Below are 12,372 nucleotides of genomic sequence, written 5' to 3'. Positions count from 1 at the left end.
GTTCCCGGTGGCCGACGCGGACGGTCCGCGTGCGGTCCGTCTCCCTTGCGCGGACCGGGATCGTGCCGTCCCGGAGTTCGTGCCAGCCCTTGGCCGCTCAGTAGTCCGGGGCCTTCGCCAGCTTCTCGCGGTGTGCGGCGATCTCCGGCTGGTAGACCTGGGCGTCCCAGTCCTCGGGGGCCACGGGTGTCAGGGCGATGGAGACGACCCGCTCCTCGACCTCGAACGCCTCCCGGACGGCCGCCGTCACCTGCTCCACCAGACGGGCTCGCTGCTCGGGGGTGAGGGACTTCGGGAAGTGCTGGATGGTCACGTGAGGCATGTGAGCTTCCTTGTCTGTCGCGTTGCCGGGCTTTCCGCCGGCCCGGACGTGGCACGCCGCAGCGCCTTGGCCAGCTCGTCGACGCCCGGGTCGCGCAGCGCCCCGTAGTGGTCGGTCTCCAGCTGGACGACGGTGGGCGGGGCCGCCGTGCGGCCGGGGGTGCGTTCGATGAAGGAGGGTTCGTCGCCGCGGGCCCGGAACACCGTCACGGGTGCCGAGACCCGGCGGGCGGCCGGATCGACGTGGTCGTAGGTGAAACCGTAGGTACGGCGGACCACGGCCACCACCCGGCGGATCAGTTCGGCATCCAGCTGCGGGTACCGGCGGTCGATGAACCGCGCGAAGCTCTCCGCGTCGGTGGCCTCGCGCAGGCACTCCTCCAGGCCCGGGCCGCTGACCGTGCCGGCGAAGACGGAGAAGAGGATGGCCGTGAAGACGGGATCGGCGAAGTCGGCCACCGCCGCCGCCGGTGCCGCCCGCGGGGCACCGGCCACCCGGGGTGAGCCCGGCGCCAGCAGGAAGAGCTGCTCCACCCGCTCGCCCGACCGCTCCAGCTGCCACGCCGTCTCGAAGGCGACCCGCGCGCCGAAGGAGTAGCCCCACAGCGTGTAGGGACCCTCCGGCTGGACGCGCCGCAGCGCCTCGACGTCGGCGGCGGCCATCTCCTCGATCGACGGGAACGGTGTCTCGCCCTCGTTGATGCCGTACGACTGCACACCGTAGACCGGCCGCCGGCCGGGCACCCGGGCCGCGAGCGGCCGCAGGTTCATGGTGAAGCCGCCGAGCCCCGGCCAGCAGAACACCGGCGCTCCGCTGCCCTCGGCCCGCAGCGGAGCGAGCCGGGAGGCGGACACCGCGGCCCGGGCGGTCACCGCCTCCGCCAGCTTCGCCACCGTGGGCGCCTGGAAAAGCATCTGCAACGGCATGCTGCAGGCGAACGCCTCGTTGATCTGCTTCACCAGCGCGACCGCGATCAGCGAGTTCCCGCCGAGCCGGAAGAAGTCGTCGTGCACGGAGACGGACTCCCGCTTCAGCGCCGCCTTCCACAGACCGCACAGCCCCGCCTCGACCCGGTTGCGGGGCTCCACCACCGGATGGGCGCGGGCCGTCGCCTCGTCGACGTAGCCCTCGAGGGCCTTGGTGTCGAGCTTGCCGTTGGGCGTGTGCGGCAGCTCGGGCAGCACCAGGATCTGGCTGGGCAGCATGAACTCGGGGAGGCTGGAGAGCAGATCCTCCTTGATCAGCTCCTCCGGGCCCTTCATATGGACCTGGTCCTCGTGCATGCCCTCGTGGCGGAGCTGCTCCGCGCTGACCGGGCCGCCGACGAAGAAGTACGAGGGCCCGGTGCGCTGCCCCGTCTCCCGCAGGATCGCCGTGATGCGCCGGGCGGCGGGCAGGTCGTCTCCGGCGCGCGAGCTGTAACCGGCGGACATGAAGCCCAGGTTGCCGGTGTTCATCATCAGGTGCTGCAGCCCACGGCCCAGATCCACATAGCTCTGCCGCTCCCTGCCCTGCTCGGCGGCGCGGCTGACGAGCGTGACGCCGAAGCCGGAACGCTCGTACACGGCCTGGTTGATGGCGATCACATGCCGCTTGAGGATCAGCTCGTCGCTGATCCGGTGCAGCCGGCCCCCGTGGTACCGGTACTGGCCGCTGGGCAGGCCGGCCCCGCTGCCCGGATGGAACTGCACATAGACGTCCAGGGAGTTCAGCGCGGGAGCCGGCCCGTGTGCCTCGGTCCGGGGCACCAGCGCGAAGGAGCCCAGGTGGTGGTCGTCCCGCGCGCAGCCCAGGAGCCGGGTCAGACCGCGCTCGTGCGCCGCCTCTTCGAGGGCGAGGCCGTGGGCGGGCAGCACCTCGTCGAACAGGCCGGCCATGTGCCCGGCCTCGATCTCCAGGACCTCCTGGATGTTCTTCTTGTACACCGGCTCGATCGCCGATCTGCGGCCGATGAGGTGCACCCGTGCCCCGGGGCGCGCCGCTGCCCCGGTGCAGTGGACCAGAACCAGCTCGTGGTGGACCGGGTGGTAGTAGTAACAGCCCGCGGCCAGCCCCTCGATCCCGGCCAGCTCCAGGTACAGCTGCGTCGCGTAGAGGGACCCGGGGGAGGCGTACGCGTACTTCGGCAGCAAGCGTTCCTCGCTGAGGAACTGCCCGAAGTTCCGCAGGACGCCGCCCAGTTCGGGCAGGGTCAGCTCTTCGGGGCGGCGGGATCCGGCGCCCTCGGTGCGCCGCCCGAGCGCGGCCAGCACGTCCGCCACCTCCAGCCGGTCGCCCTCGTAGAACCGGTACGACTTGCGGGCGAAGGCCCGGCGTCGCTGCTCGGGAGTGGCGCCGGCGCCGGGCAGCGGCACGGTGGGCCGCCCGGACAGATCGGCCGCGTCCCGCACGCCCGGGTTCGACAGCTGAGCCTTGACCTGGAGCTTGGAGGCCTTCGACACATGGTGTTCGCTGTGCTCGCCCTGGTCCATCAACGCCGCCTCGCGCGGACTCAGTTCGATGCACGCGACCAGGTTCTGGGCGCTGGTGCGCGGGTCCGTGCGCAGCAGCACGGCGGCATTCCTCACCCAGTCGTGGGCCTCGATGGCCAGGCGTATCTCGTCCAGTTCGATGCGGAAGCCGCGCAGCTTGACCTGGTTGTCGGCCCGGCCGGCGAACTGGGCGGTGCCGTCGGGGTTCCAGTGGGCCAGATCGCCGGTGCGGTACAGCCGGTCGTGGCCGGGCCCGTCCGTTCCCCCGGACGAAGCCGTGCCTTCGGCCGGAGCGGCATCCGGGTTCGGCAGGAAGCGGTCGGCGGTCAGCTCGGGCCGGCCCAGATAGCCGCGCGCCACCTGGATGCCGCTGATGTGCAGCTCACCGGTCTCGCCGGCCGCCACGGGACGGCCCCCGGCGTCCAGGATGTGATAGCGCAGGCCGGTCACGGGCGTGCCGATCGGAAGGGCGTCGGGACTCTCGTCGAGGACGGCCGGGTCGACCGTGTACGCCGAGGTGTTGATGGTGCACTCGGTCGGGCCGTAGAGATTGACCAGCGTGGTTCCGGGCAGCGCCCGGGTCAGCTCCCCGGCGAGCGCCCGGGACAGCGCCTCGCCGCCGCTGAAGAGGTGGGTGAGCGATGCGCAGCGGTCGAGTTCGTCGGTGTCGACGAGGGCCCGCAGCAGGGTCGGCACACACTGCAGGGTCGTGACGGCATGGGCGGTGACGGTCTCGATGAGGAGCGAGGGATTGCGGTGGATACCGCCGGACCCGACGACGACCCGGCTGCCGCACGCGGGGGCCAGGATCTCCCACTGGGCGGCGTCGAAACTGATCGGGGTCTTCTGCAGGACGGTCTTGCCCGCGTCGAGTGCGAAGGAATCGGCGAGCCAGCGCATCTGGTGCACGATGGAGCGGTGCTCGATCGTCACCCCCTTGGGCCTGCCGGTACTGCCCGAGGTGTAGATGATGTACGCAAGATCCCCCGGGCGCGGGCCGTCGGGCGGCTCGGCCGGATCCGTGTCGGGCCGGTCCTTCGTGAACGCCACGACGTCGTCGAGGGTGATGACGACCGTGTCCGCGGAGAGGAACTCCGCCAGCCGGTCCCGCAGGACGTCCTGGGTGAGAACGACGCCCAGGCGGGCGTCCTCGGCGATATAGCGAATGCGCTCTTCCGGATAGTCGGGAGAGAGCGGCAGATAGGCACCGCCGGAGCGCAGGATGCCCCAGGCGCCGATCATCAGATCCAGTGAGGGCTCCACGAAGAGTCCCACGCCGACGTCCGCGCCGACACCGAGGTGGCGCAGATGACGTGCCACGTCCTCGGCCTTGTCGGCCAGCTCACGAAAGGTGAGCGATTCCCCCTCGTGGACGACGGCGATGTCGCTGGGGCGGGCGAGAGCCTGCGAGTCCAGCAGGTCGGGCAGACATGTCTCGGTGGCGTCCCGGGTCTTCATCTCCATACCCCCGTAGTCGATGGGTCCTACGACCTCGGGCTCGAACGTACGGATTTGAGCCACGTCCGGCGTCGCGGGGGACCCCCGCAATCAGTGCAGTGCGGCAACCCGAACCATGGCCGCCATGGCCATGTGGGACCGGGCGCGGCAGATTTTGGTAGAGCACATGCCAAGTGCGGGAACGCCCGCGAACCCGTGGCAGGTGTCGAGCCGAACTGATCCGGAGGGGCCCGTGACCGAACCAACCACCGGCAGTGTCGTCGGCTCGCTCGAGGAACTCGTGGGCAACACCCCGATGCTGCGGCTGAGCCTCCCCGGGCTGCCCGCCGACGCGCATGTGCTGGCCAAACTGGAGGCGGCCAACCCGCTGTCCAGCATCAAGGACCGGGCCGCCCTGTTCATGCTGCGCGCCGCCGAGGAGTCCGGGGCGCTGCGGCCCGGTGACACGATCATCGAGTCCACCTCGGGCAACACCGGCATCGCGCTGGCCGCGCTGGCCGCGGCCCGCGGGTACGCCTGCCGGATCGTGCTCCCCGACAACGCCTCGCGGGAGCGCCTGCTGACCCTGCGCATGCTGGGCGCCGAGGTCGAGTTCACCGACCACACCCTCGGCTTCGCCGGATGTGTGGAGCGCGCCGAGAAGCTGCACGCGGAGATTCCCGGCTCCTGGTACGCGGCCCAGCACCTGAACGCCGCCAACGTACGGGCCCATTACGAGACTACGGGCCCGGAGATCTGGCGGGACACCGGCGGCCACGTCGACTATCTGGTGTGCGGGGTCGGCACCGGCGGCACCCTGACCGGTATCGCCCACTGTCTGCGCGAGCGCAATCCGGAGCTGAGGGTCGTGGCGGTCGAGCCCGCCGGATCGCCCCTGCTGTCCGGCGGCGAGCCGGGACCGCACCGGATCCCCGGCCTGAACGGAGGGTTCACCAGCCCGGTCACCGATGTCGCGGTCATCGACGAGGTGATCGTGGTCGGGGACGAGGACGCCGCGGCCACCACCCGGACCATCGCCGCCTCCACCGGACTGCTGGTCGGCGTCTCCTCGGGCGCCGCCGCGTACGGCTGCGTGGAACTGGCGCGCCGGCACGACCTGTCCGGTGCCACGGTCGTCACCGTCTTCCCCGACACCGGAGAGCGCTACCTCAGCTGGTGGCCCGAGGCCCAGGACGCCCCCGAGGCCCAGGACACCCCCGGGAGCCAGGACACCCCCGAGGCCCAGGACACCCCCGGTACCCGGGACGTCCCGCAGGCGCCGGCCGGCACCTCGGTGCGGCCGGCCGGATGAGCGCCGTGCGCGCCCGGCCCTCGCTGCGCCAGCGGATCCGGGAGACCCTCGACGTCGTCGTCACCCGCGACCCCTCGGTCCGGTCCCGCACCGAGGCGCTGCTGCATCCGACCGTGCTGACCCTGCTCGGCCACCGTACGGGCAACTACCTCTACCGCCACGGCCGTTACGTCAGCGCCCGCCTGGTGTGCACCGCCACCAAGGTGCTCACCGGAGGCATCGAGATCCATCCGGGCGCACAGATCGGCCGGCGGTTCTTCGTCGACCACGGCAGCGGAGTCGTGATCGGTGAGACCGCCGTCATCGGTGACGACGTGTCGCTCTTCCACCAGGTCACACTCGGCTCCTTCGGCTGGTGGCACGAGCAGGAGCACGCCCGGCCCGGCTCCCGCCGCCACCCCCGTCTCGGCAACGGCGTGACGGTCGGCGCGGGAGCCACCCTGCTCGGGCCCATCACCATCAGCGACGACGCCCTGATCGGCGCGATGTCCCTGGTGCTCAGCGACGTGCCCAAGGGCGTGCACGTACGCGCCCCCCAGGCGGTCGTCGAGCGAGCGCGCAAGACCCAGGACACACAGCCCCCACACCGGAACGGATCGGAACGGACCCATGAATCCTGAGCGTTCACTGCTCCTCGTCGGCGCCACCGACGAAACGGTGGCCAAGGCCAAGCAGCTGGGCCTGTACGTCCTGCTGCTGCAGCACCCCACCAAGATCAACGAAGAGCAGGAGCGCCTCGCCGACCATGTGGAGGTCGTCGACTACACCCGCTGGGACCTGGTGGAGCCGATAGCCGAGCGGCTCTGGGAATCCCCGGGCTTCGCCGCCGCCACCTCGATCACCGAGCCGGGCCTGGAGAACGCGGCCCGCGTCAACGACCTGTTCGCCCTGGGCGGCACCGGCTACGAGGTGACCCGGCGCTTCCGCGACAAGGTCGTCATGCGCGAGCACCTGGCCGGGCTCGACCCCGACGCCGTCCGCGCCCAGCCGCTGCGCCGGCGCGAGGACCTGGACGCCTTCGGGGAGCGGCACGGCTACCCCTTCATCGTGAAGCCGACCGACGCCACCGCAAGCATCGGCGTGCACCGCCTCGACGGGCCCGCCGACGCCGACCGGGTCTGGGCCGCGGTGCAGCGGCTGTCGGGCACCAGGACGGACCGGGTCTCCACCCTGATGCTGCTGCAGGACTTCCTGATGGAGGAGTACCTCGACGGCCCCGAGTACAGCGTGGAGACCTTCAGTTCCGCCGGACGCCATGTGGTCATCACCGTCACCGAGAAGTTCACCGACCCCGCGCACTTCGCCGAACTGGGGCACGCCGTCCCCGCCCGGCTCGGCGCGGCGGTCGAGGAGCGGACCCGCGCGGCCGTCATCGAGTTCCTGGACCGGATCGGCGTCGAGGACGGCGTCTGCCACACCGAGATCCGGATCGGCACCCGCGGCCCCCGCGTCATCGAGAGCCACAACCGGATCGCCGGTGACGCCATCACCGACCTGGTGCACAGCGTGTACGGCATCGACACCGTCAAGCTCGCCCTCGGCGCGCCCTTCGGCCTGAACGAGGAACTCCCCGACCGGCCCGAGGCGCACGGCGGGGCGGCCGTACGGTCGGTGGTGGGCCGGCCGGGCGACATCGTGGAGTCGGTGGACGGCGTGGCCGAGGCGCAGGCCCTCGCCGATGTGCTCGCGGTGCGCATCAGCGCCAAGCCCGGGGAGACCGTACGTCCCCTGCGGGACAACTGGGACCGTCTCGGCCTGGTCGTCGTGACCGGAGAGGACACCACGGCGGCGATCCGGCGCGGCGCCGAACTCGTCGGCGACGTGGTGAAGGTCCGGGTGAAGGATCCCGACGGCCGGCCGGGTCTGGCCGAAGCGGCCCCGGTCAGCGACCGGACGGTGATCCCGGCATGAGCGTCCTCATCCTGCACCGCAACCCCTTCGCCGCCTTTCCCTACCGCCGGTGGCTGGACGGCGGCGCCCCCGGCCTCGACGACCGGACGCCCTACGCCGGCGACATCGTCGTACTCGCCGCCCGCGACAAGATCGAGCTGGCCGGCGAGGAGATCCCGGGCGACGCCGACCACGACTTCACCCACCTCGAACTCTTCGACACCCTCGACGACGAAGCGGTGCCCGCCCGCGCGCTCGCCCTCGCCGAGGAGTACCGGGTCACGCACGTCATCGCCCACCACGAGGCGGACGTGGTCCTGGCCGCCCGGCTGCGCGAGCGCCTCGGCCTCGACGGGGCCTGGAGCGCCGACATCACACCGTTCCGCGACAAGGCCCTGATGAAGCGGCTGGCCCAGCGGGCCGGCATCGAGGTCGCCCCGCACACCGTGCCGAGCACCGCCCGGCAGGCCCGCGACTTCGCCGCACGGCACGGCTTCCCCGTGGTGCTCAAGGACCGGGCGGGCTACAACTCCATCGGGCTGAGCATCCTCGCCGACCAGGACGAACTGGAGCGGCGGCTCGCGCGGGCCTACCGGGACGGCTCACGGGACGACCTGCTCGTCGAGGCCTACGTCCCCGGCCGGATGTGCCACGTCGACGGGCTGGTGGTGGACGGCCGCACCGTGGCCGCCTGGCCCTCCCAGTACCAGTACGAACTGGCCTCGTTCGGCGCCGATCCCGGTCCGCGGGTCGATCTGACCCTGGACGTGGACGACCCGCTCACCCCGCGGCTGCTCGCGCTCGTCGAGCGGACCCTGGCGGCCCTGAAGCCCGAGGGCGGCCGGCTGCGCACCCACGCCTTCCACGCGGAGGTCTTCCACACGCCCGACGACCGCCTGGTGCTGTGCGAGATCGCCGGCCGGTCGGGCGGCGCGAAGATCCGCGAGGTCTTCGAGACCCTCTTCGGCATCCAGCTCGCCGTGCACGTGACCCGCGCGGAGGCCGGCCTCCCGCTGCCCGCGCTCGAGGGTGCCACCGACGACGGGGCGCCGCTGCGGCCGCGCTGCATGTCGGGGCAGGTGCTCACGATGAAGCGGCCCGGACTGGTGCGCTCGCTGCCCGCCGTCCCCGACGAGGAGTGGGTGAAGGGCTTCTGGCTCTTCGCCGAGGAGGGCCAGGTGATCGCCCCGGCCTCCGGCTCCGCCGACTTCCTCACGGCGGCGGTGGGGTCGGCCCCGACCCGCGTCGAGTGCGAGCGCAGACTGCGCGACCTCGGCGCCCGGATCATCGCCGAGACGAAGATCGTGGCAGCCCCCGGGGACGTCCAGGCCCAGCAGACCCAGCAGGCCCAGGGCACCGAGCCGGCGGAGGCGTCATGACGGGGAAGCTGTCGTCCGTCCGCTTCAAGTACATGCTGGGCATGGTCGTCGACGCGACCGGCAGCGGCATGTACCTGCCGTTGTCGCTCCTGTACTTCCACCACGTCACCGGGCTGCCGCTCACCCAGGTCGGCGCCATCGTGACGGCCGCCTCGGTGATCGGCCTGGTGAGCAACCCGATCGCCGGCGTCCTCATCGATCGCTTCAGCGCCCGCGCCGTCCTGGTGGGCGGGTACGTGCTGCGCGCCGCGGCGTTCTGCACCTACCCCCTGGTCGACAACGGCGTGGCCATGTTCGCGGTGGTGCTGCCGGTCGCCCTCGGCGACACCTCCTACCCGCCGGCCATCCAGTCGTTCGTCGCGGAGATCGTGCGGGGCACCGAGCGGGACAAGCTGCTGGCCCTGCAGCGCAGCCTGCGCAACGCCGGGCTGGGCGTGGGCGGCCTGCTCGCCGGCGCGGCCCTCGCCCTCGACGAGTCCGGGTTCTACTACATCGTGCTCGGGGCGGCCGCCGGCTATCTGCTCTCGGGCGCGCTGCTCGGCACGATCCGCCCCGGCACCTCGGAGCAGCCGGCGGGCGGCCGGGTCTCCCGCAAGGGCGGCTACCGGATGGTGGCGCGCAACCGTCCGTTCCTGGGCCTGACGCTCCTGAACATCCCGACGGCCTTCGCCTACATGGTGCTGTCCGTGGCCCTCCCGGTGTACGTCACCCGGGAACTGGACGCGCCGGTCTCGCTGGTGGGCATCCTGTACGCCGTCAACACGGTCGGCATCGCGCTGCTGCAGATCCCCGTCACCCGGGTCCTGGTCCGGTACCGCAGAACGCGTGCGGTGGCGCTCGGCGCGAGCGTGTTCGCGCTGTCCTTCGTCACCTTCGCGGTGCTCGGCAGCCTGTCGACCGGGGCGGCGCTGATCGCCGGCGTGTTCGCCGCGACCGCCGCGTTCACCGCCGGCGAGCTGCTGCACGGCGCCACGGCCTCCGCGCTGGTGGCCCAGGCCGCGCCGGAGGAGACCCGCGGCCGGCACCTCGCGGTCTACCAGCTGTCCTGGGCGGTGCCCATCGCACTCGCGCCGACCGTGCTCACGGCCCTGCTGTCGCTGTCGGCCACCGGGATGTGGCTGCTCCTCGCGGTGGCCACGACGGGCTCCGCGCTGGGCGTGCTGCGCCTGGAGCACAAGCTGCCCCCGGCCGCGGTGCACCCGGTGCCGCCCGAGGCCGAACCGGCCGTCTCCCCGACCAGCTCCACCAGAAAGGTTGCGTGACCCCCATGGGGATTTCCAGTTGGCGTGTGCTCGGCGCGGAGGACCCGGAGTTCGCCCAGGAGGCGGCCGCCGGACAGAGCGGTCTGGTCAGCCAGTTGCGGCCGCTGATCACCGAGTTGACCAAGCCCGGCGACCTGGTGTTCGACCCGTTCGCCGGATGGGGCACCACTCTCGTGGCCTGCGCGGCCGAGGGTCGGCTCGGGGTCGGCATCGAGATCAACCCGGCTCGCGCGGAGCAGGCACGGCAGCGTGTCGCCCGCTACCCGGAGCAGCGCATGCTCTGCGGCGACGCCCGCAGGCCTCCGCTCGACCCCGGCACCGTGGACCTGGTCCTGTGCGACCTGCCGTACTTCGGCACCAACCTCGACCTCGAAGCGCCCGACCCGGGCCAGATGTACGCGCTGCGCGACTACGACGCCTATCTGGCGGCGCTCGACGAGGCCTTCGAGGCCGTCGCTCGGGTGATGCGACCGGGCGCCTACGCGGTCATCGCCGTCCAGAACCGGCGGATCGCGGACCGGTTCGTCCCGCTGGCCTGGGACGCCGCCCGCGTGCTGGGCCGCCATCTGACCCTGGGCGACGAGCGCGTCCACCTCTACGACTGGCCGGTCAAGGACGACGACGACCCGATGCGGACGAACCGGTCGCACGAGTATCTCCTGACGGCCCAGAAGTGAGCTGAAGCTCGATCACGGCAAGGAACCCCCCCTTTTTCTCGAGGACGCCCGGAGTATCGGTACAGAACGCCTTGAGGAGCCGTCACTGTTATTGCGGCCGCCCGAGCGTTCACGAATGATGCCCAGGGGCGAGACCCACTGCTACGGCACGGACCGTACGTGGCTGCTGCACGGCAGTCGGCCACAGGGTGCCGGGGTTTCGAGAAAAAGGGGGAATCACATGTTAGACGCGACGCGGTTCCGGGGAGCGGGTGGGGCGTCCGCCCGTCGCCTCCCGGGCACGCGAGGAACCAGGCGCGCTTGAACAACCGGTGCGGGCCACCGTGACCGTCCGCACCGCATCCGCCGCCCCGCAGGCCCTGCTCGCCGGAGTGTTCGTCGAGCGGCCCGGCGGCGTGCTCACTTTCTTCCCGGTGTCTGTCCGGCCTCGCCCGGCCATGCGTCCGCGTGAGCCACCCTCCCCTGTGGCGCTCGCGGTGCGGGCCCGTGCCCGGTGTGCCCGGCGGCTCGCCGCCCACCCGGCTCGGCACCCACTTCGAGTACAGGGAAAGGATGATGTGATGAGTCCAGCCGCCAGGCCCACAGGGGAGACCTTGTCCCCCGCCGACTCACCGCTGGAGTCCCTGCTGCGGATCGCCGACACCCTCAGCAGCCTCGAGCGGTACGCCACCGAGACCGCCGGCCGGCTGGTCCCCGCCGAAGGCGCCGGCGCCCAGGACGCCGAGGCGCCCGGCAGCATCCGGCACATCGAGGACCCGGAAGCCGTCCAGGACGCGATCGACGAGGCGCTGTGGGGCGCGAAGCGCGAGATCCTCACGGCCCAGCCGGACGGTCCGGGCCCCGGAGCCACACTGGTGGAGGCCTACGCGGTGGTCCGCGACCCGCTGATGCGCGGAGTCACCATGCGCACGCTCTTCCAGCACAGTGCCCGCTTCTCCGAGCCCACGAAGAACTACGTGCAGCAGGTCATGCAGTACGGCGTGGAGGTGCGTACGCTCCCGGAGTTCTTCGACCGCCTGATCGTCGTCGACGGCGAGGTCGCCTTCATCCCCGGCGGCGAACGCCGGCACAGCACGGCGCTGATCCGGGACCGGGCCGTCGTCGCGTTCCTCAGCGACGTGTTCGACAAGGCCTGGGTACGGGCCGAGCGGTTCCCGTTCCGCCCGGTGCGGGCGGCCGACGCGGCCGGCGAAGTCGTCCCCGACATGCGCCGGGCCATCAAGGCGCTGCTGATCGAAGGCCGCTCCGACAAGGCGATCGCACGCCGCCTCGGCATGAGCCTGCGGTCCGTGCAGGGGCACATCGCCCGGCTGCGCGAGCAGTACGGCGCCCAGCACCGTTTTCAGCTCGGCTACCGGATGGCACGCAACGAGTACGCCGCCGTGCGCACCGGGCCGGCCGAGTCCGCCCCGGAGTCCGCCCCGGCGGCCATGACCGTCTCCACGTGTGGCGAGGTCTCCGGCTGAACGACCGTCACGCAGCGGGGGGGGGGGGGGGGGGCGGGGGTGGGGGGGGGGGGGGGGGGGGGGGGGGGGGGGTTTGGGGGGGGGGGGGGGGGGGGAGGGGGGGAGGAGGGGGGGGGGGTGGGGGGGGGGGGGTGGGGGGGGGGGGGTGGGGAGGGA

The 12,372-nt window shown here is 72.1% G+C and carries 9 protein-coding genes; 7 read left to right on the top strand and 2 right to left on the bottom strand.

Features of this window, described 5'->3' with window-relative positions; all coding sequences use genetic code 11:
* Positions 1-97: 97 nt before the first annotated feature.
* Both ACZ5CW_RS39785 and ACZ5CW_RS39780 read right to left on the bottom strand, forming a co-directional pair.
* Positions 98-322 carry a tautomerase family protein gene (locus ACZ5CW_RS39785; RefSeq protein ID WP_468610457.1) on the bottom strand — a complete coding sequence of 75 codons (225 nt, stop codon included), beginning with the start codon at positions 320-322 and terminating at the stop codon, positions 98-100.
* Positions 310-4,257 (bottom strand): amino acid adenylation domain-containing protein, encoded by a 3,948-nt coding sequence (locus tag ACZ5CW_RS39780; RefSeq protein WP_468610455.1) that lies wholly within the window; start codon positions 4,255-4,257, stop codon positions 310-312. The genes ACZ5CW_RS39785 and ACZ5CW_RS39780 overlap by 13 nt, the downstream gene beginning before the upstream one ends.
* 226 nt (positions 4,258-4,483) lie before the next feature.
* Here ACZ5CW_RS39780 and ACZ5CW_RS39775 point away from each other — a divergent pair, with 226 nt between their 5' ends.
* From ACZ5CW_RS39775 to ACZ5CW_RS39745, 7 genes are all read left to right on the top strand, one after another.
* Complete coding sequence (locus tag ACZ5CW_RS39775; RefSeq protein ID WP_468610453.1) at positions 4,484-5,542, top strand: PLP-dependent cysteine synthase family protein; 1,059 nt, start codon at positions 4,484-4,486, stop codon at positions 5,540-5,542.
* Positions 5,539-6,162 carry a serine O-acetyltransferase EpsC gene (gene epsC / locus ACZ5CW_RS39770; RefSeq protein ID WP_468610451.1) on the top strand — a complete coding sequence of 208 codons (624 nt, stop codon included), beginning with the start codon at positions 5,539-5,541 and terminating at the stop codon, positions 6,160-6,162. Before ACZ5CW_RS39775 ends, epsC begins: the two co-directional genes overlap by 4 nt.
* A complete protein-coding gene (locus tag ACZ5CW_RS39765) occupies positions 6,152-7,453 on the top strand; it encodes an ATP-grasp domain-containing protein (protein ID WP_468610449.1) in 1,302 nt (433 codons plus the stop codon). The genes epsC and ACZ5CW_RS39765 overlap by 11 nt, the downstream gene beginning before the upstream one ends.
* Positions 7,450-8,811: an ATP-grasp domain-containing protein gene (locus ACZ5CW_RS39760; RefSeq protein ID WP_468610447.1), complete on the top strand. Its 1,362-nt coding sequence runs from the start codon at positions 7,450-7,452 to the stop codon at positions 8,809-8,811. Before ACZ5CW_RS39765 ends, ACZ5CW_RS39760 begins: the two co-directional genes overlap by 4 nt.
* Positions 8,808-10,073: an MFS transporter gene (locus ACZ5CW_RS39755; protein ID WP_468610445.1), complete on the top strand. Its 1,266-nt coding sequence runs from the start codon at positions 8,808-8,810 to the stop codon at positions 10,071-10,073. Before ACZ5CW_RS39760 ends, ACZ5CW_RS39755 begins: the two co-directional genes overlap by 4 nt.
* A gap of 5 nt (positions 10,074-10,078) precedes the next feature.
* Complete coding sequence (locus ACZ5CW_RS39750; RefSeq protein WP_468610443.1) at positions 10,079-10,750, top strand: TRM11 family SAM-dependent methyltransferase; 672 nt, start codon at positions 10,079-10,081, stop codon at positions 10,748-10,750.
* Between the two features lie 560 nt (positions 10,751-11,310).
* Positions 11,311-12,216 (top strand): LuxR family transcriptional regulator, encoded by a 906-nt coding sequence (locus ACZ5CW_RS39745; RefSeq protein WP_468610441.1) that lies wholly within the window; start codon positions 11,311-11,313, stop codon positions 12,214-12,216.
* The last annotated feature ends 156 nt before the right edge of the window (positions 12,217-12,372 follow it).

The organism is Streptomyces sp. NPDC031379, from assembly GCF_055569615.1.
This window is presented reverse-complemented; position numbering and strand designations above follow the sequence as displayed.

Coding starts and splice junctions, on each gene's coding strand:
- ACZ5CW_RS39785 (WP_468610457.1), bottom strand. CDS start 322: ATGCCTCACGTGACCATCCAGCACTTCCCGAAGTCCCTCACCCCCGAG.
- ACZ5CW_RS39780 (WP_468610455.1), bottom strand. CDS start 4,257: ATGGAGATGAAGACCCGGGACGCCACCGAGACATGTCTGCCCGACCTG.
- epsC (WP_468610451.1), top strand. CDS start 5,539: ATGAGCGCCGTGCGCGCCCGGCCCTCGCTGCGCCAGCGGATCCGGGAG.
- ACZ5CW_RS39765 (WP_468610449.1), top strand. CDS start 6,152: ATGAATCCTGAGCGTTCACTGCTCCTCGTCGGCGCCACCGACGAAACG.
- ACZ5CW_RS39760 (WP_468610447.1), top strand. CDS start 7,450: ATGAGCGTCCTCATCCTGCACCGCAACCCCTTCGCCGCCTTTCCCTAC.
- ACZ5CW_RS39755 (WP_468610445.1), top strand. CDS start 8,808: ATGACGGGGAAGCTGTCGTCCGTCCGCTTCAAGTACATGCTGGGCATG.
- ACZ5CW_RS39750 (WP_468610443.1), top strand. CDS start 10,079: ATGGGGATTTCCAGTTGGCGTGTGCTCGGCGCGGAGGACCCGGAGTTC.
- ACZ5CW_RS39745 (WP_468610441.1), top strand. CDS start 11,311: ATGAGTCCAGCCGCCAGGCCCACAGGGGAGACCTTGTCCCCCGCCGAC.